The organism is Arcobacter sp. F2176 (assembly GCF_004116465.1).
GTDB lineage: Bacteria > Campylobacterota > Campylobacteria > Campylobacterales > Arcobacteraceae > Arcobacter > Arcobacter siniprincipis.
Genome location: NZ_PDJV01000003.1, coordinates 198709 through 219791, shown reverse-complemented (window position 1 = coordinate 219791; position 21083 = coordinate 198709). Strand labels below are relative to the sequence as shown.

Annotated in this window: 24 protein-coding genes; 5 read left to right on the top strand and 19 right to left on the bottom strand. The window is 29.1% G+C overall.

Annotated elements, in window-relative coordinates:
• Positions 1-49: 49 nt before the first annotated feature.
• From CRU95_RS04280 to CRU95_RS04270, 3 genes are all read right to left on the bottom strand, one after another.
• Positions 50-496: a heme-binding domain-containing protein gene (locus CRU95_RS04280; RefSeq protein WP_129099912.1), complete on the bottom strand. Its 447-nt coding sequence runs from the start codon at positions 494-496 to the stop codon at positions 50-52.
• Positions 497-805: 309 nt separating this feature from the next.
• Complete coding sequence (locus tag CRU95_RS04275) at positions 806-1075, bottom strand: Txe/YoeB family addiction module toxin (RefSeq protein ID WP_129099911.1); 270 nt, start codon at positions 1073-1075, stop codon at positions 806-808.
• Positions 1069-1314 carry a type II toxin-antitoxin system Phd/YefM family antitoxin gene (locus CRU95_RS04270; protein ID WP_013135237.1) on the bottom strand — a complete coding sequence of 82 codons (246 nt, stop codon included), beginning with the start codon at positions 1312-1314 and terminating at the stop codon, positions 1069-1071. The genes CRU95_RS04275 and CRU95_RS04270 overlap by 7 nt, the downstream gene beginning before the upstream one ends.
• Positions 1315-1487: 173 nt before the next feature.
• On the opposite strand from CRU95_RS04270, the gene CRU95_RS04265 reads away from it, so the two are divergent.
• Both CRU95_RS04265 and CRU95_RS04260 read left to right on the top strand, forming a co-directional pair.
• Positions 1488-1733, top strand: a complete 246-nt coding sequence (locus CRU95_RS04265) for an AbrB/MazE/SpoVT family DNA-binding domain-containing protein (RefSeq protein WP_129099910.1) — start codon at positions 1488-1490, stop codon at positions 1731-1733.
• Positions 1727-2062 (top strand): type II toxin-antitoxin system PemK/MazF family toxin, encoded by a 336-nt coding sequence (locus CRU95_RS04260; protein WP_129099909.1) that lies wholly within the window; start codon positions 1727-1729, stop codon positions 2060-2062. Before CRU95_RS04265 ends, CRU95_RS04260 begins: the two co-directional genes overlap by 7 nt.
• A gap of 719 nt (positions 2063-2781) precedes the next feature.
• On the opposite strand, the gene CRU95_RS04255 is transcribed toward CRU95_RS04260, so the two are convergent.
• From CRU95_RS04255 to rpmJ, 9 genes are all read right to left on the bottom strand, one after another.
• On the bottom strand, positions 2782-3075 hold the full coding sequence (locus CRU95_RS04255; RefSeq protein ID WP_129099908.1) for a hypothetical protein: 294 nt from the start codon (positions 3073-3075) through the stop codon (positions 2782-2784).
• A gap of 199 nt (positions 3076-3274) precedes the next feature.
• Positions 3275-4720, bottom strand: coding sequence for an IMP dehydrogenase (gene guaB, locus CRU95_RS04250; protein ID WP_129099907.1), 1446 nt, complete (start codon positions 4718-4720; stop codon positions 3275-3277).
• A gap of 15 nt (positions 4721-4735) precedes the next feature.
• A complete protein-coding gene (gene gatA, locus CRU95_RS04245) occupies positions 4736-6097 on the bottom strand; it encodes an Asp-tRNA(Asn)/Glu-tRNA(Gln) amidotransferase subunit GatA (protein ID WP_164969721.1) in 1362 nt (453 codons plus the stop codon).
• Positions 6098-6244: 147 nt separating this feature from the next.
• A complete protein-coding gene (gene rplQ, locus CRU95_RS04240; RefSeq protein ID WP_129099906.1) occupies positions 6245-6595 on the bottom strand; it encodes a 50S ribosomal protein L17 in 351 nt (116 codons plus the stop codon).
• 12 nt (positions 6596-6607) lie between these two features.
• Positions 6608-7606 carry a DNA-directed RNA polymerase subunit alpha gene (locus CRU95_RS04235; RefSeq protein ID WP_129099905.1) on the bottom strand — a complete coding sequence of 333 codons (999 nt, stop codon included), beginning with the start codon at positions 7604-7606 and terminating at the stop codon, positions 6608-6610.
• Positions 7607-7625: 19 nt separating this feature from the next.
• Entirely contained in the window at positions 7626-8252 is a 627-nt protein-coding gene (gene rpsD, locus CRU95_RS04230; protein ID WP_013135230.1) for a 30S ribosomal protein S4, read from the bottom strand.
• A gap of 10 nt (positions 8253-8262) precedes the next feature.
• Positions 8263-8655 (bottom strand): 30S ribosomal protein S11, encoded by a 393-nt coding sequence (gene rpsK, locus CRU95_RS04225; protein WP_013135229.1) that lies wholly within the window; start codon positions 8653-8655, stop codon positions 8263-8265.
• Between the two features lie 9 nt (positions 8656-8664).
• Positions 8665-9027: a 30S ribosomal protein S13 gene (gene rpsM, locus CRU95_RS04220; protein ID WP_129099904.1), complete on the bottom strand. Its 363-nt coding sequence runs from the start codon at positions 9025-9027 to the stop codon at positions 8665-8667.
• Between the two features lie 2 nt (positions 9028-9029).
• Positions 9030-9143 carry a 50S ribosomal protein L36 gene (gene rpmJ / locus CRU95_RS04215; protein WP_041660148.1) on the bottom strand — a complete coding sequence of 38 codons (114 nt, stop codon included), beginning with the start codon at positions 9141-9143 and terminating at the stop codon, positions 9030-9032.
• Positions 9144-9452: 309 nt separating this feature from the next.
• Between rpmJ and CRU95_RS04210 the strand changes: the two genes are divergently transcribed.
• Both CRU95_RS04210 and CRU95_RS04205 read left to right on the top strand, forming a co-directional pair.
• Positions 9453-11858: an HD domain-containing phosphohydrolase gene (locus CRU95_RS04210; RefSeq protein WP_164969720.1), complete on the top strand. Its 2406-nt coding sequence runs from the start codon at positions 9453-9455 to the stop codon at positions 11856-11858.
• An 8-nt stretch (positions 11859-11866) separates the two neighbouring features.
• Positions 11867-12229: an HIT family protein gene (locus tag CRU95_RS04205; RefSeq protein WP_129099902.1), complete on the top strand. Its 363-nt coding sequence runs from the start codon at positions 11867-11869 to the stop codon at positions 12227-12229.
• A 19-nt stretch (positions 12230-12248) separates the two neighbouring features.
• Here CRU95_RS04205 and pepV read toward each other — a convergent pair whose 3' ends face one another.
• The 7 genes from pepV to CRU95_RS04170 form a co-directional block, all read right to left on the bottom strand.
• Positions 12249-13655, bottom strand: coding sequence for a dipeptidase PepV (gene pepV, locus CRU95_RS04200; RefSeq protein ID WP_129099901.1), 1407 nt, complete (start codon positions 13653-13655; stop codon positions 12249-12251).
• Between the two features lie 108 nt (positions 13656-13763).
• Positions 13764-14561, bottom strand: a complete 798-nt coding sequence (locus CRU95_RS04195; RefSeq protein ID WP_129099900.1) for a transporter substrate-binding domain-containing protein — start codon at positions 14559-14561, stop codon at positions 13764-13766.
• Between the two features lie 298 nt (positions 14562-14859).
• Positions 14860-15525: an amino acid ABC transporter permease gene (locus tag CRU95_RS04190; RefSeq protein WP_129099899.1), complete on the bottom strand. Its 666-nt coding sequence runs from the start codon at positions 15523-15525 to the stop codon at positions 14860-14862.
• Positions 15522-16280 (bottom strand): amino acid ABC transporter ATP-binding protein, encoded by a 759-nt coding sequence (locus CRU95_RS04185; protein ID WP_129099898.1) that lies wholly within the window; start codon positions 16278-16280, stop codon positions 15522-15524. Before CRU95_RS04185 ends, CRU95_RS04190 begins: the two co-directional genes overlap by 4 nt.
• Positions 16281-16421: 141 nt before the next feature.
• Complete coding sequence (locus tag CRU95_RS04180) at positions 16422-17351, bottom strand: exopolyphosphatase (RefSeq protein ID WP_129099897.1); 930 nt, start codon at positions 17349-17351, stop codon at positions 16422-16424.
• Positions 17352-17421: 70 nt separating this feature from the next.
• Positions 17422-18489, bottom strand: coding sequence for a 3-isopropylmalate dehydrogenase (gene leuB, locus CRU95_RS04175; protein WP_129099896.1), 1068 nt, complete (start codon positions 18487-18489; stop codon positions 17422-17424).
• A 2-nt stretch (positions 18490-18491) separates the two neighbouring features.
• Complete coding sequence (locus tag CRU95_RS04170; protein WP_129099895.1) at positions 18492-18992, bottom strand: 3-isopropylmalate dehydratase small subunit; 501 nt, start codon at positions 18990-18992, stop codon at positions 18492-18494.
• Positions 18993-19196: 204 nt separating this feature from the next.
• Here CRU95_RS04170 and rpoD point away from each other — a divergent pair, with 204 nt between their 5' ends.
• Complete coding sequence (rpoD, locus tag CRU95_RS04165; protein ID WP_129099894.1) at positions 19197-21077, top strand: RNA polymerase sigma factor RpoD; 1881 nt, start codon at positions 19197-19199, stop codon at positions 21075-21077.
• Positions 21078-21083 lie beyond the last annotated feature (6 nt).

The following is a 21083-nucleotide window of genomic DNA, read 5'->3' as shown; positions in this document are numbered from 1 at the left end:
TACATTATAAATAAACTAGCTAAAGAAATCACTTAATATATTATCATTCTTAATCTTTGTGATGTTTTTCTTTACTACCAAATGTTTTATCTAAACCTAAAATAAGTTGTTGAGTTTCATTTTGAGTAAGTTTAGCTTCAGGATGTGTTGGAAGATAATATAAAGGTGGCATATCACCTCCTTTTAGCTCTTCTGCAGCCTCATCTCCTTTATTTCTTTTTTGTAAACCCCACATAGAAACATTTAAATGTTCTCTACCCTCTTTAACATCATGTGCAATTAGCCAAGAAATAGGTGCAACTTTACTATACCATGGATAAACTGTCTTGTTTGAGTGACAATTAGCACAAGCTTTATCAAATAACACCTTTGTTTGCATTGAATCCCATTGAGGCTCCTTTACAACTGGTGGATTTGTATAATCCTTTCCATAAGGAATAAATTGAATTAAAACAGCTACAACAGCTATCCCTAAAATAACCTTACCTTTACTCATCATCGTCTCCTAAAATAATAATTTAGAGAGATTTTAGACTATTATTATGAATTCAACATGAAGTGAATATGAATATAAGATGAATACCTATATAAATAAGTACTTTCTCCTAATAATTTACTATTATTTCAAATTAAATATATTGAAACTTAATCAAATTTAAGAAAAGTTTTCATTTGGGGTCTGACCCTATTCATGTCTTGAAAGATGGCTTAGTGTAGCCAGATCAGAGATTGTCCCCAGAATCTTTTATAATATTAATTATTTTATTGATAGGTATCCTATATCCCTGAAGATTAAACGCTTGCATTATTCTCCATAATGTGACCACATTCTATGGATTCGTACTATGTTATCAATTTCTCTTACTTCGTAGACTAATCTGTGTTGTATATTTATTCTTCTAGAATATGTACCACTTAAATTACCAACTAGTTTTTCATAAGGGGGAGGATTTTGAAATGGATTTTTTTTAATTATCTCAATTAATTCTTTAGCCTTTTGGCTCAAATTAGCACTCGATAGTTTTTTAGCATCTTTTAATGCTAGTTTACTATAGAGTATTTTATATTCTACCATTCAATATCTTCACTAAACTCACTATCTGGTTCATTCATTGAGTCTTGTATCGAAGATACCATATTTGGTATATTATTTAAATACAATGTCTCCTCTATAGCATTCCAATCTTCTTGGGAAAGCATAACAACATTATTTCTTTTCCCTGTTATAAGTATCGGTTCATGTGTTTGTGCCGTTTCATCCATGACATTATATATATCTGCTCTAACTTGACTTACTGACATAGTTCTTGTCATATCTGTCCTTAATAGTTAATTTTCAATATTGTACTTAATACCGTACGACTTGTCAAGAGGTGTATATTTCACATATCCTCTTTTAAATTTTACTTTGATTTTATATTTATACTATATTGACAAGAAATATATGAAATGATATACTTTGGATATACATTAACAAAGGAGTCAAAATGACTGCTAAAATATCAAAATGGGGAAATTCACAAGGTCTTAGAGTACCAAAAGATATCATGGATACATTAAATCTAAATATCGGAGATAATGTAGATATAAAAATAGAAAATGGCAAAGTTATCATTGAAGCAATAAAAAAAGATAGACCGAAATATAACCTAAATGACTTAGTATCGCAAGTACCAAATAACTACAAAGCAAATGAAGAATTCAATGAAAAAATAGGCAAAGAAGAATGGTAAAAAACTACATTCCAAAAAAAGGTGACCTAGTAATCCTAAGCTTCGATCCATCAGCAGGACACGAACAAAAAGGAAGACGACCAGCCCTAATAATAAGCAACGAAGCCTTCAACAAAGCCCTAGGCTTAGCAATAGCCTGCCCCATAACAAACACCGACAGAAACTTCCCATTTCACGTAGAAGTAAAAAGTAAAAACCTAACAGGCTACATAATGACCGAGCAAATCAAATCAATAGATTATAATGCTAGACAAGTAAAGTTCGTAGAAAAACTCGATGAAGAGAGTTTGAATAAAGTGTTGGGAATAACTGAGAGTATTATATTTTAAATAAATAGTGAAAATTTATAACCTATCTCCTAATACTCTAAAAACTACTTATAAATAATCTCTCTTGTACTCTTTCAGGGTCACGCTTTGTTACTTTTTACAACAATAAAATAAGTAACCGAAAAATCTGTTTTTAATTCCTGTCGATAATGTTAACTTTTATTTTTATTACTATTTTACTATAAGATTAGGTAAACTTTTCTATTTAATTTTTATACAATTTATTAGCAAATAGATCTTATATAATATATAATATGAATATTCTAATAAAGCTATCCAAAATATTGGTTTCCTAAAAAAAAGAACAAATATACAACATAATAATAGAGTTAAACATTCTATAAATGCTGATGAAGAATCAATTATAAAACTTGGTAACATAATAAAGGAATTAAAAAGTCTGCTACAACCATCATAACAATACAAATTATAAGTTATTATTTTATATTCTTTTAGCAAATTTATTATAGTTAAAAAATGTATTGTACAAATAATAGAAATATAGAACTTATTATTTAAGTTAATTTTTTTATACTTTAAAGCATTTTGAGAAAAGATTACGAAAGATGAGACATAAAATGAAGTTGTTAACATAAATATTTCCTTTTTGCATAAAATATTAAATTTTTAATATTAATTTTTAATTAAAAATATAAAATAATGTAAAAAATATTAATTAATTACTATCTCCCACATAATTTTCTATCCATATATAACAACTAATCAATATTTTCCCAATCAAATTCTTTTTGACTTTTTATTTGCTTTTTTAAATTATTTATTAGAAATCTAAAATACTGAATTATTGATTTCAATGAATAAAAAAATAAAGAAATTGTAAATATCAATAATAAAGAAAAAATTATAGGATTAGTATCAAAACTAACAACATACCCATAACCTCTATATCCCATGTCAATATTTTTAAATATAATTGCAGAAGAAATAATAACTAAAGAGAATAATACAAGAAAAACTGCAAATATAAAATCTAAGAAACTATGTTTTTTCATAAATTCAACCTTTTAATAAGTTTTTATATTATATGAATTAACTTAATAATATATTAAATATGTTTTTAGAGTATTAGATTTTGAAGTCAATCAAGGCAAAGAGTTAATTTAAAGCGGAGCGTACACGCAGTACGTGAGCATTTAAATTCACTCTTTAACGCAGAGTGAATTTAAAAGATGATGCTATAAAAGCATATTTTTAGATGTGGTAGTTAGGCGCTTCGTTAGTAATAGTTACATCATGCACATGACTCTCTTTTAGCCCTGCACTTGTGATCTCTACAAATTCTGCTGTTGCTTGGAATGTTGAAATATCTTTACTTCCTAGGTATCCCATAGAACTTCTTAGTCCTCCTACCATTTGGTGAATGATATCTCCTATGCTTCCTCTATATGGAACCATACCTTCAATACCTTCTGGTACTAGTTTATCAGCAGCTGTTCCTTCTTGGAAATATCTATCAGTACTTCCTTTAGTCATAGCTCCAATTGAACCCATACCTCTGTATGTTTTAAATTTTCTACCTTGGCTTAGAACTACTTCACCTGGACTCTCTTCTGTTCCAGCTAAGGCACTTCCCATCATAACAGAACTAGCTCCAACTGCTAATGCTTTTGCAACATCACCTGAATATCTGATTCCACCATCAGCGATGATTGGAGTTCCAGTTTTTGCACCTTCTGCTGCACACTCATCGATGGCACTTATTTGAGGTACACCAACACCTGCTACGATTCTTGTTGTACAAATACTTCCAGGCCCAATACCAACTTTAACTCCATCAGCTCCACAAGCAATTAAATCAGCTGTTGCTTCTGCTGTTGCTACATTACCAGCGATAATTTGTACATCCATTTCAGCTTTAATTGCTTTTACTGTATCCAAAATACCTTTTGAATGACCATGAGCAGAATCAAGTACTAATACATCAACACCAGCTTTTACTAATGCTCTAGCACGATCAAGTTGATTAACACCAATAGCAGCACCAACTCTTAATCTCCCAAATTCATCTTTATTTGCATTTGGATATTCTCTTTTTTTATTGATATCTTTGATTGTAATAAGACCAATTAGTTTATTCTCATTATTTACAATTGGTAGTTTCTCAACTTTACTTGCATGCATAATATCAGCAGCTTCATCAAGTGTAGTACCCTCTTTTGCTGTAAGTAATGGCATTTTTGTCATTTTATCACAAGCTTTTTGAGTAAAATCTTTTGTAAATCTCATATCTCTATTTGTCAAAATACCAACTAAGATACCATTATCATCAACAACAGGAACACCTGAAATTTTATATGAAGCCATAATATCTTCAGCATCTTGAATAGTTTGGTCAGGCTTGATTGTAATAGGATCAATAATCATTCCTGACTCAGATTTTTTTACTTTTTTACATTGTAAAACTTGTGTTTCTATATCCATGTTTTTATGAATAATTCCTATACCACCAAGTCTAGCCATTGCAATAGCAGCTTGATATTCAGTAACTGTATCCATTGCAGCAGATACAAAAGGAACATTTAATTCTATTTTTTTTGTTAATTTACTTTTTAAACATACCTCTTTTGGTAAAACTTCTGATTTCGCTGGTACTAATAGTACATCTTCAAATGTTAATGCTCTTGTTCTTATTCTCATTTTTTATCCTATTCTTTACTTTTTATAATTTACTGCTTTTTCTAGTGATAAAGCGCCATCAAAGACTGTTTGCTCATCATATGCTTTTCCAATCAACTGTAAACCAACTGGCATACCATCTTCATCTTTATCGACAGGTAAAGATATAGCTGGTAGTCCTGCTAAGTTTATTGATATTGTATAAATATCGCTTAAATACATCTCTAAAGATGATTTAAAGCTTCCAAACTCTGGGGCAGTTGTTGGAGCAACTGGAGATAAAATTAAATCAGCCTCATTAAAAATCTCTTCATATTCATCTTTTATCAAATGTCTAACTTTTTGTGCTTTTATATAATAAGCATCATAATATCCTGAACTTAAAACAAAAGAACCAAGCATGATTCTTTTTTGTACTTCTTCACCAAAACCTTTTGATTTTGTTTGAACATACATATCTTTTAAGCCAGCATCACCTTGTCTATTTCCAAATCTAACACCATCAAATCTAGCTAAGTTTGCACTAGCTTCTGCTGTTGCAACAATATAGTAAGATGATAGAATTTTATCTGTATCTAACATGTTTTTATGAATAATTTTATGACCAGCTTCTTCTAAAACTTTTACAGCTTTTTCAAAAGCTTCTTGTATTGCAGGACTTGCTTGTGATACAAAGTTATCAATTACTGCAATTGTTAGTTTTCTTTCACTGTTAAGTTTTGGAGCTACTGCATTATATTCTACATTGGCAGATGTAGAATCCATTGAATCATATCCTGAAATAATGTCATATAAAATTGCTGCATCTTCTACATTTTGAGTAATAGGTCCACATTGGTCAAGAGAAGATGAGTATGCTGTAATACCATATCTTGAAACTCTTCCATAAGTTGGTTTCATACCTACAACACCACAATAAGCAGCTGGTTGTCTCACTGACCCACCAGTATCAGTCCCAAGTGCAGCAATGGCAATACCTGCAGCAACAGCAGCAGCACTACCACCTGAACTTCCACCAGCTGTTTTATTTGGATTATGAGGATTTAAAGTCTTACCATAACAAGAAGTATCAGTTGAACTTCCCATAGCAAACTCATCCATATTTGCTCTTCCAAATGGACTTAATCCTGCTTCTTTTAAATTTTTGATTACAGTTGCATCATAAGGAGATACATACCCTTTTAAAATATTACTACAACAAGTTATATTCCAATCTTTTACATTAATAATATCTTTTATTGCTATTGGTATTCCAGAACCTGAAATATTTATATCTGTATTAGTTAATTGTTCTACATAGGCACCAATGCTATTATTTCTTATTTTATCAGTTAGTTCGTTTCTTAATTTAGTTATCTCGTCATTTGTTAATAAAAGTGCTTCTTTTAATGTTATCAACTATTACTCCTAATCAATTGTAAAAATATCGTGATTATACAAAAAAATTGATTAAATTCTAAAAATAATTTTTAATTGTATTATATAAAAAAAGGGAAGAAGAGCAATGCTCTCCTTCCCTTTTTGACAAACAAGTTTAATTAGCAATTATACTAATGAAATGAATGCCATAGGTGTAGCATCACCTCTTCTAATTCTTGTTTTAATTATTGAAGTATATCCACCATTTCTACCTACATATTTTGGTGCAATTTCATTAATTAATTTTTTTGTAGCTTCTTTATCTTGTAATGAAGCAAATACAAATCTATGAGTATTTAAATCAGCTTCTCTTGAAACTGTAATTAATTTCTCAATATATCTTCTAAGTTCTTTTGCTTTAGGAACTGTAGTTTCAATTTTTTCTCTCTCTATTAAAGCTATTGCCATGTTTTTTAACAATGCTTTTCTATGAGAAGAAGTTCTACTTAACTTTCTATATCCGTGCTTATGTCTCATAATTTACCTTTTTTATGCTTTAAACTGCTCTAGCTTTCTTCTTAAAGCTGATGCAATATTTTCTGGAAGTGTATTTTCAACTGGGAATCCTAAAGATGCTAATTTATCAGCAATCTCGTCATAAGATTTTTTTCCTAAGTTTTTAATATTTTTAACTTCTACTTCACTCATAAGTACTAATTCACCTAAGTATTTTAACCCTGCTCTATCAAGAGAGTTAAAACTTCTAGCACTTAAATTTAAATCGTCAATTTTAACAATTAAATCTTTTAATTCTACAGGTTCTTCAGTTGAATCACTAACTGTTACTTCAGATAAATCGAATACTTTATTGAATACTGACATTTGAGAATACATTACAGAAACAGCTTCTTTAAAAGCATTGATTGGTGTAATTTGCCCATTTGTTTGAACTGTAAATACAGCTTTTTCAAAGTTAGGGTTGTCTTCTACTAGCATTTTTTCAATATCATAAACAACTTTTTTTACTGGAGTAAAGAAAGCATCAAGTGGAATATAATCACTAGAAACCATATCTCTAATATCTTCTGAAGGCATATAACCAATACCTTTTTGAATAATAACAGAGAAAGTTAAGTTACAATCAGCATTGATTGTAGCTAAGTGAGCTTCTGGACTTACAATTTCAACATCAGAGTTTACTAAATCAGAACCTTTAATTTCTTTTGGTCCGTTAAAAGAATATTCAACTTCTACTTGACTTTCATCACTTAGAATTTTAAATTTAATATTTTTAAGATTGATAATAAAAATAGCAATATCTTCTAGCATACCTCTTAAAGAATCAAACTCGTGGCTTGCCCCTTCTATTTTAACTGCAATTGGAGAGTATCCAACTGAGCTAGATAGAAGAAGTCTTCTTAATGGGTGCGCTAATGTAATTGCAAAACCACTTTCAAATGGATATGCAGAAATCTTAGCTTCAGTTTCACTGATTGCTTCGATTTCAACTTCTGTTGGTAAAAATGGAGTGTCTGCAAATTTTTTCATACGCTGCTACCTTTATTTATTATTTAGAATATAACTCTACGATTAATCTTTCTTCAACAGGAATAACTACTTCTTCTCTAGTAGGAATTCTAGTAAAAATACCAAATGCTTTGTCTTTATCAACATCAACCCATTCAACCATTCCTGTTTGATTAGTTAATTCTAAAGCTCTTACTATTTGAGGATTAGTTTTAGATTTCTCTTTAATCTCAATTTTTTGCCCTGGTTTTACTACGAAAGAAGGGATATCAACTTTTTGTCCATCTACTAAGATATGACCATGAGTTGTAAATTGTCTAGCATTTGCTCTAGTTGTAGCAAATCCCATTCTATAAACAACATTGTCTAATCTTTGTTCGATTAAAGTAATTAAGTTAGATCCTGTATTACCTTCTCTTCTTGCTGCTTCTTTAAAGTATTTTCTGAATTGTTTTTCAGATACACCGTACATAAATTTAGCTTTTTGTTTCTCTCTTAGTTGTAAACCGTACTCAGAAAGTTTAGTTCTTCTTTGTCCGTGTTGTCCTGGAGCGAATGGTCTTTTTTCTAATGCAGATTTTCCGTTAAGTCTTCTTTCACCTTTTAATCCAAGGTCTGCATCAAGTCTTCTCTCGATTTTTTCTACTGGTCCTCTATATCTTGCCATGTACTACTCCTTACACTCTTCTTCTCTTAGGAGCTCTACAACCATTATGTGGTAACGGTGTAACGTCCTTTAACCATGAAACTCTGATGCCTTCCATAGCTCCTACAGCTTTAACAGCTGTATCTCTACCTGAACCTGGTCCTTGAATTTTGATACCAACATTTTTGACACCGTGTTCAATTGCTTTTGCCATTGCATCTTCTACTGCAGCTTGAGCAGCAAAAGGAGTAGATTTTTTACTACCTTTGAAACCTAAGTTTCCAGCAGAACTCCATGCGATTGCATTTCCAGCTCTATCAGTTATTGTTACCATAGTATTGTTAAATGATGCCGCAATATGAACGATACCATCAGCAATATTCTTTTTTACTACTTTTTTTCTAGTTACTTTTCTTTTTGCCATTGTTTATCCTTACGCTGCACCAACAGTTCTTTTTTTACCTTTTCTAGTTCGAGCATTAGTCTTAGTCTTTTGCCCTCTACACGGTAAACCTTTTCTATGTCTTAATCCTCTATAAGAACCTAAGTCCATAAGTGATTTAATATCCATAGCTACTTTTTTTCTAAGATCACCCTCAACTTGGTAGTTTTTTTGGATCTCTAGTCTGATAGCTGCTGCTTCATCTTCTGTTAACTCATGAGCTCTTTTGTCATAAGAAATTCCAGTAGCATCAAGGATTAATCTTGAGTTAAATAACCCTATTCCAAAAATATACGTTAATGCGTATTCCATTCTTTTCTTGTTTGGTAAATCAACACCCGCAATTCTTGCCATGATTATCCTTGTCTTTGTTTGTGTTTTTTGTTCTCGCAAATTACTCTTACGATCCCTCTTCTTTTGACAACTTTACATTTGTCACACATTTTTTTTACCGAAGCTCTAACTTTCATAGTTGCTTTCCTTTGTGTTTATTATCCACATTTTCAACAGGCAAGAAGCGTGAATAAAAAGTGAACTGCTTCACTTATATATAATACTTATGTCCACTTGCGCTCTTCCTACCAACTCTTTATAAAACACAAAATTTTTATAAAAAACTCTTTTGTGGTTGAAAAATGGAATTGGATTATATTTAAAGTTAGCTTAAGATTTTATTAATTAATTATACCTTACTTAAGGAGATAAATATCAAAAAGAAAATTGTTTTAAAAATTATTTGATATAATCTATCAAGAATATTGGAGTGAATAATGAAAGTAATGAAAAATTCGATAAAAGTACTAGGTGCATATGGTAGTAAAAGTTTAGACTTTAGTACAACTTGTATACAAATAAATCAAAATAGTGTAATTGATGCTGGCAACATTGTAAAAGGTTTAGGAATTGATGCTCAATACATTGATAATATTTTTTTAACCCATTCCCATTTAGATCACTTAAACGATATACCATATATACTTGATATCTTTTTTGAAAAAAGAAAAAAACCGATTACTATCTATGGAACAAGTAAAACCTTAGAAAACTTACGAAAATATATCTTAAACTGGGAAATTTGGCCTGATTTTTCTGAAATTGAATTGCTTAATAAAAAATCTAAAGCTATTGTTTTCAAACCAATAAATATAAATGAAACAATTATTTTAGATGATGATACAAAAATCACTGCAATAAAAAATAATCATACAAATTCAAGTTGTGGTTATATTATTACAAAAAATCAAAACTCCTTACTCTTTTCATCAGATACTTATTGTTGCGATTCTATTTGGGAAACTATAAATAATAATTTAAATATCAAAGCTGCAATAATAGATGTATCGTTTCCCTCAAAATTCAAACAATTAGCTTTTGATAGTAAGCACTTAACTCCTGCCTTGCTAAGTGAGCAATTAAAAAAATTAAAAAGAGATGATTTAAGAATTTACATAAATCACATAAAACCTGCATATGAAAAAATTTTAAGAAAAGAGATTCAAGACTATGACTTACTTCTTAATGAAGGTAAAATATTAGACGATGGTGATGTAATTTCATTATCTAATGAATACTTAGCATACAATACAAATAGAACTAATATAAATAAAAAAGAGATTAAAAAATTAATTGATATTGGTAAATCACTTACAAGTGAAAAAAACTTTGATGTTCTAATGGAAAAGATACTTTTAGGGGCGAAAGAGTTTTCTGATGCTGATGGAGGAACACTTTATTTAGTAACAGAAGATGAAAAAAGGTTGAAGTTTCAAGTTGTGCAAACGGACTCATTAAGTATTAAAATGGGAGGAACTGAAGGCAAAATCATTTGGCCGGAGTTACCTTTATATAAAGAAGATGGCAAGCCAAACGAACATATGGTAGCAGCTCTTTGTGCTCTAGAAGGTAAACTAATTAATATCCCTGATGTTTATGAAACAAAAGATTTTAATTTTGAAGGTACAAAAAAGTTTGATAAAACAACCGGTTATAGAACAAAATCAATGCTTGTAATTCCCATGAAAAACCATGAAGATGATGTAATAGGAGTACTTCAATTATTAAATAAAATGGATGATAATGGGAATGCTATAACATTTACAAATGAAGACAAACAATTAATAGAATCAATGGCATCACAAGCTGCTGTTTCAATTACTAATAATAGATTAATAACTGAATTAGAAAACTTATTGGACTCTTTTATTAAATCAATTGCGACAGCTATTGGTGAAAAATCTGAATATACAGGTGGTCATATTAATAGAGTTGCAGAGATAGCAGAAACTCTAACAAAAGCAATAAATAATGACAAAACAGTATTTAAAGATATTAATTTTACACCAGATGAAATAAAACAGATGAGTAGAGCTGCTTGGCTTCATGACATTGGTAAAATTGTTACACCTGAATATGTTGTAGATAAAGGTAAAAAGCTAGAAACAATTTATGATAGAGTAAATACTGTAAAAGCAAAATTTGAAATTGTAAAAAAAGATTATGAATTGGAATATTACAAAGAAATCTCAAACACTTCATCTATAAAAGAAAAAGAACAATTAAGAATAGCTTTTCAAAATAAAATTACTTCTTTAGAGGAAGATCTTGATTTTGTTATTTCATGTAACACAGGTGGTGAGTTCATGGAAGATAAAAAAATTGAAAGAATAAAAGAGATTGCAAAACAAAAACTTAAAATAAATGGTGAAGATACAAACTTACTTAGTGAAGATGAAGTATATAATTTATGCATCAAAAAAGGTACTTTAACAGATGAAGAAAGGGATATAATAAACAACCATGTTACAGTATCTTATAAAATGTTAGAGACTATGCCTTTTCCTAAAAAACTAAAAAGGGTTCCTGTAATCGCTGGTTCTCATCACAAAATGGTAAAAGGTGGTGGTTATTCTGCTCCTGAAATTCTTGATTTACCTATGACAATAGAGGATAAAATACTTGCAGTTGCAGATGTATTTGAAGCACTAACTGCAAATGATAGACCATACAAAAAAGCAAATTCACTTAATACTTCACTTAGAATTTTATCATTTATGATAAAAGATCAACATTTAGATAGAGATATAGTTAAGTTTTTTGTTGATAATAATCTTCACTTAGATTATGCAAATAAATATTTAAGTGAAGAACAAATGGATGAAATCACAGTTGATTTTGAAAATATATAAGGGGAAATATGATTTATGAAAATAGTTTAATAAAAGTAGAAATTGAAAAAAGTGAAATACCTTGGTTGAAAATTTTTACTCAAAAAAATTTAAAAGAATTTAGTCAATGTGATAGCGAAACTAAAATGGAAATATTAAGAGTCTTGGACATTATAGAAAAAAAGATGATAAATTATTTTAATCCAGAGAAGATAAATATTGCTTCTTTTGGGAATTATGTTCCCCATGTACACTTTCATGTAATGGCAAGATTTAAAGATGATTCATATTTTCCTGAACCTATGTGGGGAAAAAAACAAAGACAAGCAAAGCTAGTATTGCCCTCTTTTGAAAAATTTTATAAAGAATTGGTAAAAGAACTTGAGAATTAAAAATTTTTAATACGATTTATCAATCTAATAAATTAAGCTCATAAATTGCCTGTGCCATAATTTGTGCATTTTTCATTAAGTCATCAATTTCTATATATTCATCAGCTTGATGAGCTAAATTTACTTGTCCAGGGAAAACAGGACCAAAAGCAACAGCATTTTCCAATGCTCTTGCATAGGTACCCCCACCAAATGTTTGTGGCTGAGTATCATCATTTGTCATCTTTTTATATACATTAGTCAAGGTTTGAACAAGTTTACTATCTTTTGGCATATATAAAGGAGGCATATTATTTATAATTTCCATTTTTATATTACTATTAGTAAGATTATCATTAATTTTATCAATCACATTTGTATCTTTTTTTGTAATTGGATAACGAATATTTAATATTAATTCAACTTTCTTTTCATCAAAATTAATTACTCCAACATTAAGTGTAAGTTCACCAGAGTGTTCATCCTTCATTTGACAATCAAGAGATTTTCCATTTGTTTGTGTATTGATTTTAATATTATAAAAATCAATAAAACTACTCATTTGAGTAGCTTCTAAATTAAGTAGTTTTAATACTTGCATTAATTGTGAAATTGCATTTTTACCTTTTTGAGGTGCCATTGCATGTGCAGATATTCCATGAGATTTTAAATAAAGATTATTATTATCTAAGTATAAATCAATTGAATAATTTTCTTTTTTTATTATATTTAAACATTTTTCATAAACATTTTTTGGCTCATCAATTATGTAAAGTAAAGCTTCGCAATAATTTGGAACTATATTAGATAGTTCTCCACCTTTTATATATTTTATATTTATATTTGAAAGTGAAGAGATATTAAACTCTTGTTTTAATTTAAGAGTAATAATTCCTTTTTCTCCATATATAACTGGGAAGTTTGCATCTGGGGTAAAAGCAATCTTAGGCACTTTTTCTTTAATTAAATAATAACGCATACATTCCCAACCACTCTCTTCATCTGTACCAAATATAATTCTAATTTTCTTTTTTAATAAAACCCCACTATCTTTTAATGCTTTCATAGCATAAATAGCTGCAATTGTTGGGCCTTTATCATCAATAGTTCCTCTTCCATAAATGCGATTATTTTTAATAGTTGCACTATATGGTGGATATGTCCACTTTTTCAAATCACCTTCTGGGACTACATCTAAATGAACAAGAATTCCTATCATTTCATCCCCATCACCTAAGTCAGCATGTCCTGCATATCCATCTACATTTTTTGTCTTAAAACCTAATTCATCACAAAGTTTTAGTGTATATTCCAAGGCTTCATTAACACCTTCGCCAAAAGGCATGCCAGGTTTTGCAGTAGTTTCTACACTCTTTATTTGGATAAGTTCTTGAGATTTATTGATAATTTCATCTTTCATATTTTCTAATATACTAGTAAATAACATATGAAGTCCTAATGTGAGTTTTAAATGATTTTAATAAGTTTATTTGTTTAAAGAAGATATATCACAATTGATAATATGATATATCCTCTTTTTAATTTTTATGATAAATTATTTTGCAACTGCCATGCTCTTTGGTTTATGACCAAAATCCATTCCATACCATTTCTCATAGATTTTTGCCAATGAACCATCTTTTTTCATTTCATTAATAGCTTTTGAAACAATAATTCTTAATTCTTTAGATCGCTCATTATTTTTAACAAATGGATATGCTTTTGCACCAACTGCAATATTTTCCTCAACCATTCTTGCTTTTATAAAACCAATTTTGATTTTATACGCAACTTCAGCGCCTGAAAAAATCATAACATCAACTTTTCCTCTTCTAAATGCTTCATTTAATAGTTCACTACTATCATAAGATACCATATTTATTTTAATACCTTGTTTCTTTGCAATTTGTTCAAATAAATTTCCACCATTAGAACCAGCTGAGAAACCACAAGTCATACCTTCAATATCTTTAAGTTTTTTAATATCTGTTCTATCTTTATGAACAACTAATTTTTCTGGAATATAAGCATAAGGTTCTGAAAAATCATATTTTTCTAATCTTCTTTTATTTACTGTAATTGTATTTCCTACAGTATCAGCTTTTTTTGAGTCAAGATAACCAAATAGTGTATTAAATTCACCTGTAATAAACTTAACTTTTAATCCTGTTTTTTTAGAAATTTCATTCCAAATATCTACTTCATGGCCTGTGTGTTTACCATGAATTATGTAAGAATTTGGAATCGATGTTGAACCAGAAGCTACTACTATATTTGTAGGACTTTCACTTGCATTTAGACTCATAAGCGGAATAAAAATTCCAGCAACTAATAGTTTGAATAATTTTTTCATTTTTTTCCTTTTAAAATTTGTAAAATCTTTAATATTTTGCACTTAAAATTTATGATTAAGAGAATTTTGATTATGATAACTAGAAGTGTTCAACTGAACATGACGGATCTATTAACAGAGTTATTTAACTCTTTTTCAATCTATTTTAAAGACTGCAACAGTAAATTAAGTACTAAACTTAACTTATCATAGTTTAAAGGTTGAAATTTTAATTAAAGTTAGCTTATATACAAATAAAAATTATTATAATTAATAAAGATTTAATAAAGTACCTAAAAACTGAATAACATATAATTATTTAATAAACTTTTTCTACTCTTTTCTCAATATATTTTAGAGTTCTTTCTACTATAATAACTAATACCAAATATATAAGGGTAACACATAAATATGCTTCAAAAAAACGCAAGCTAAGAGCAGCTTCTATTTTTGATTTTGCCATAATATCTGCAAGTCCTACTGTAAAACCAAGAGCAGTACCTTTTATAATACCAATAAATCTATTCCCTATTGAAGGAAGTGCAAAAATGAAAGCTTGAGGTAAAATAACACGCTTCATTGTCTGAAACTTTGTCATACCCATTGAATAGCATGCTTCATTTTGCCCATTATCAATTGATTCTAAAGCCCCTCTTAAGTCTTCTGCCATAAAAGAAGATGTGTTTAATGTAAGTGCTATAATTGTGGCTTCATAAGCGCTCATTGATTCTAAAAATGGAAAAATACTAGGAAGACCAAAATATAATATAAACAATTGTGCAACAAGAGGTGTTGCTCTAAAAAATGTAATATATAATCCAAAGATGTGATATAAACCTTTTACTTTATAATATCTTATTATTGCAATGAGAATAGATAAACACAAAGTTAAAAACAATGAAATCAATGCAATTGAAATCGTTAATTTCAAGGCAGGAAGAACAATAGGGAAAAGATTAAAAAACCATACAAAATCAAAATTCATTTATTTATCTCCAAAATATTTTCAGTCATTTTATTTACAAAATTAGAAACTCTTTTATTTTTGCACTCAACAAATATTTCATTAGATGTTCCAATGGTCGTTATGGAACCATTTTCTAAAAAGACTATTTTATCTGCTACTTCTTTTGCAAATTTCATTTCATGCGTAACAATTAACATTGTTTTTTGAGTTTGCATTGCAAGAGTTTTTATTACTTCTAATACATCACCCACTAATTCAGGATCCAAAGAAGATGTTGGTTCATCAAATAAAATAACATTACTATTAACAGCCATAGCTCTTGCTATACCAACTCTTTGTTGTTGTCCTCCTGATAACTCACTTGGATAAGAGTTTTTATTATCAACCAATCCAACTTTTTTAAGTAAATCTAAAGCAACATTTTCAGCTTGATTTTTCGATATTTTTTGAACAGTTACCATAGGTTCCATTATATTTTCTATTGCTGTCATATTTTTAAGTAAATTGTAATTTTGAAAAACCATAGCTGTTTTTTGACGCAATTTAAAAATATCTTTTTTTGAAACTTTTTTTACATCTACTTTAATATCATCTATTATTATTTCACCACTTGTTGGATTGACAAGAAAATTAAGACAACGAAGTAATGTTGATTTTCCTGAACCAGAAGGACCAATTAAAGCAACAACTTCACCTTTTTTAATTTCTATATTGATGTCTTTTAAAACTTGCTTTTCTCCAAAATTCATATTTAAATGTTTTACATTGATCATTTTCACCTCATTAATTTATTTATTTATTTATTAAAATAATAAATAAGAAAGCGAATTTTAATTAGTTTTAACTTAAATATAGTAGTTTTATTGTTTAAGAATAATTTAAGAAGTTTTAGAAGAAGTCAATTCTTCTAAGTTTTAGTTATCTTGATTTAACTTAGCTATTATCTCTTCAAGTACTCTAGGAGCATCTGCTAAAGGTATTTGACATCCACCAGCAGCTTTGTGACCACCGCCACCATATTTAAGCATAAGTTCACCAACATTTGTATTTGATGTTTTATTTATAATTGATTTACCAGTTGAATAAACTAATTTATCCCTATCAAAAGTATAACTAACATGAATAGAGACATTTATCTCTGGATACATAGCATATACTAAAAATCTATTCCCTGGATAAATTATTTCTTCATCTTTATAATCTATAACTGCAACATTATCATGTATTGTTGTACATTTTTTTAGTTGCTCATGAAACTCTTCTTCATATTTAAAATAAAGATCAACTCTTTGTTTTACTTCATCAATTTCTAAAATTTCATCGATGTTATGTTTAGCACAATAATCAATTAGATTTCTCATCAATTGTTTATTTGAAGTTTCAAAATCTTTAAATCTACCAAGTCCTGTTCTTGAATCCATAATAAAACTCAACAGTGCCCAAGCTCTTGGTTCTAAAATGTCTTCCATAGTAAAATCAGCACTATCAGCTTTATTGGCACCATTCATCATACCAATAAACCTCATAGGATATACTTCATCTCCACCATAATAATCATACACAACTTGTGCAGCACTAGGAGCATCAGGATTTATAATATGATTATCTTTTTTTCCATTTCTAAGAGTTTCACTAAAGTGATGGTCAAAAGCTAAATGTACACCTTCCACATAAGGTAAGTTTGTAGTTATATCATTTGAACTTACTTTAATAAGTCCATCTTGCATATCTTTAGGATGAACAAATAAAATATCATCAATCAAATCAAGATATGTAAGTAGTGTACCACACACTAATCCATCCATATCACTTCTTGTAATTAATCTATATTTTTTTTCACCCATTAAAGATACCTTTAAAAAATTATTTTTTTAATTCTAACATTTTAATTATAAATAAGAAATATTTTAGTTACTATTTTCTTAAATTATTTGCAATTATATCACCCATTTCAGATGTAGTAACCACTTCTTTAGCATCATAAGCTGCTAAATCTTTTGTTCTAAAACCATCTTTCAATGCTTTTTTAATAGCGCCATCAATTAAATCAGCTGCTTCTGTTTCTCCAAAAGAGTATCTTAGCATCATACCAGCACTTTCAATTGTTGCAATAGGATTTGCAATTCCTTGTCCTGCAATATCAGGAGCTGAGCCATGAATTGGCTCATAAATAGCTGTTTTATCACCTGTACTAGCACTTGGTAATAATCCAATAGAACCTACTACCATAGATGCAGTATCAGATAAAATATCGCCGAAAATATTTCCAGTTACTATTACATCAAATTGTTTTGGATTTCTTACAAGTTGCATAGCTGCATTATCAACATACATATGAGATAATTGTACTTCTGGATAATCTTTAGCTATTTCTTCCATAGTATCTCTCCATAGTTGAGAAACTTCAAGAACATTTGCTTTATCTACTGAGCATAATCTTTTATCTCTTTTCATAGCTAATTCAAATGCAGTTTTACCTATTCTTTCAATTTCTGGTTTTGTATAAACCATAGTATTATATGCTTTAAAACCATCATTTGCTCTTGGCTGTCCAAAATAAATACCACCAATAAGCTCTCTTACAACCATAATATCAACACCTTCAATAACTTCAGGTTTTAATGTTGAAGCATTTACAAGTTCATCATAAATAATAGCAGGTCTTAAGTTTGCATAAACACCCATTGCTTCTCTGAACTTTAAAAGTCCAGTTTCAGGTCTAAGGTCTCTTGGCAATGTATCCCATTTTTCTCCACCAATTGCACCAAATAAACAAGCATCAGAGTTTAGAACACCTTGCACAGTTTCTTCAGGAAGTGGAACACCAGTCATATCAATAGCAATTCCGCCCATTAAGTACTCTTTATACTCTAGTTGAAATCCACAATTATAAGATACTGTATCTAATACCTTTATAGCTTCATCAACTATCTCAGGACCTATACCATCACCTTTTATTACTGAAATATTATATGTCTTCATTATTATTTTTCCTTATTCATTTCAGCTTTAGCATAATTGATTAATCCACCTGTTGCAATTAGTTCTTGCATAAAAGGAGGAATAGCTGTAAATTTATATGTTTTATTTTGTGTATTATTTGTTATTTCACCATTATCTAGATCAATTGAAATCTCTTCACCCTCTTTTATTTCTAATGATTCAGGCAATTCAAAAATTGGTAATCCCATATTAAATGCATTTCTATAAAAAATTCTAGCAAAAGATGGAGCAACAACTGCAGCAACTCCAGCAGCTTTTAAAGCAATAGGAGCATGTTCTCTTGAACTTCCACACCCAAAGTTCTCTCCAGCAACAATGATGTCACCCTTTTGTAACTTTTTTGGAAATTCTGGGTCTGCATCTTCCATAATATATTTAGCTAAATGCTCTGGATCTGAGCTATTTAAATATCTTGCTGCAATAATGATATCAGTATCAATATTCGCCCCAAAATTCCATACTTTACCAGTAATTTTACTCATGTTTTTAGTCCTTCAAAATTAAAAAATAAATGATACATAATGATCAAATTTTATTTTTCTTTTAATAATTTTTATCTTCTTACAAAGTCGAATTTTATCTAAAAATTTAGAAATAATAGATTAAACATCAAAAATTAATAGTTATTTTAGCAATTTTGGATATAATATCTGACTTATCTTTCAAGCAAGGAACGTACAAAAAATATGAGTGCAAAAGATTTAAATAAAGAAATTGAAAAATTAGCAAAAGAGTACAAAGATTCTACATTAACTTTTGAAAAAGTTATTAAACTTTTTCCTAAAGCTCCCTCAAGTCAAAATATAAAAAAATTAATTGCTTTAATGCAATTATATAATGTAAACATGATGACATCTCAAGAGCAAGCAAAAGTTATGAATGCTGCTGAAGCTAAAAGAAGAGAAGACCAACGAAATAAAATGATTGATGGTGGTGAGGATAGTGTTTATGACTTACTAAAAAACAAAGAACTTTTGGAGTGGTCAAGATCTGATTCTCCTGTTAGAATGTACTTAAGAGAAATGGGACAAATTCCATTACTTACAAAAGAAGAAGAAATAGAAATCTCTAAAAAAATTGAGATGGGAGAAGATATAATTCTTGATGCTATTTGTTTTGTCCCATATTTAGTTGACTTTATTTTAGAATATAAAGAACCTTTAGTAAATAGAGAAAGAAAAGTTAAAGAGCTTTTTAGAAACTTCGATGACGAAGACAATGATAATGATTCAGACGATGATGATACTGATGATACTTCAAGTGATGATTCAGAAGAAGTTGAAGAGACAGAAGAAGAAACTAGTGGGAAAAAACAAAAGAAACTAGATAAAAGAGCTGAAACTATTATTGCTGCATTTAAAATATTAGAAAAAGCAAAAAAAGACTGGATAAAATTCCAATCAAAAGAAACAGCAAAATCAGATGATGAATTTGATGTTATTACATTTAATTTATCTACTGCATTTAAAAAACAAGTATTAAAACAAGCATTGATTGATTTAGGACCAACTTCTAAACTTATTACAGAAATCGTAAAAGCTATGGAAACAGCACTTAAATCAGATACAGGTTTTGACTCTGAATTAAAAAGACTAGAATATAAATTACCTCTTTTTAATGATACTTTGAAGAAAAACCATGAAAAACTTTTAGAAAATATTATTAATTTATCTAAAGTTCAAATTACATCAATGGTTCCAGAAGCAACTATGGTTTCTACTTACATGGAAATCAAAAAGCTTTTCCAAACAGCAGAAGCTTCTAAGGGTGGATTTGATTTATTACCTGAAGAGTTATTAGATGTTTTAGAACAAATAAAGCGTGGTAAAAAAATCACAGATGAAGCAAAAACAAGAATGGCGAAATCAAACCTTAGACTTGTTGTATCTATTGCAAAAAGATACACAAATAGAGGTTTACCTTTCTTAGACTTAATCCAAGAAGGAAACATTGGTCTTATGAAGGCTGTTGATAAGTTTGAGTATAAAAAAGGTTATAAATTCTCTACTTATGCAACATGGTGGATTAGACAAGCAATTTCAAGAGCCATTGCTGACCAAGCTAGAACTATTAGAATTCCAATTCATATGATTGAAACTATCAATAGAATCAATAAGATTATCAGAAAAGGTATTCAAGAAAATGGGAAAGAGCCAAATGTGGATGAAATCGCAAAAGAAGTTGGATTACCTGTTGATAAAGTAAAACAAGTTATTAAAATCACAAAAGAACCAGTATCTTTAGAAGCTCCTATTGGATCTGATGAAGATGGTAAATTTGGAGATTTTGTACCTGATGATAAAGCTCCAACACCAGTTGATAATATTATGAAAGAAGATTTACAAAATCAAATTGACCAAATATTAGCTCAACTAAATGAAAGAGAACAAGCAGTTGTTAGAATGAGATTTGGTCTTATGGATGATGCTAGTGATAGAACTCTTGAAGAGATTGGAAAAGAGTTAAGTGTTACAAGAGAAAGAGTAAGACAAATCGAATCAAGTGCAATTAAAAAATTAAAACATCCAAAAGTTGGAAAAAACCTTAAGAATTATGTAGAAAGCTAATAATTA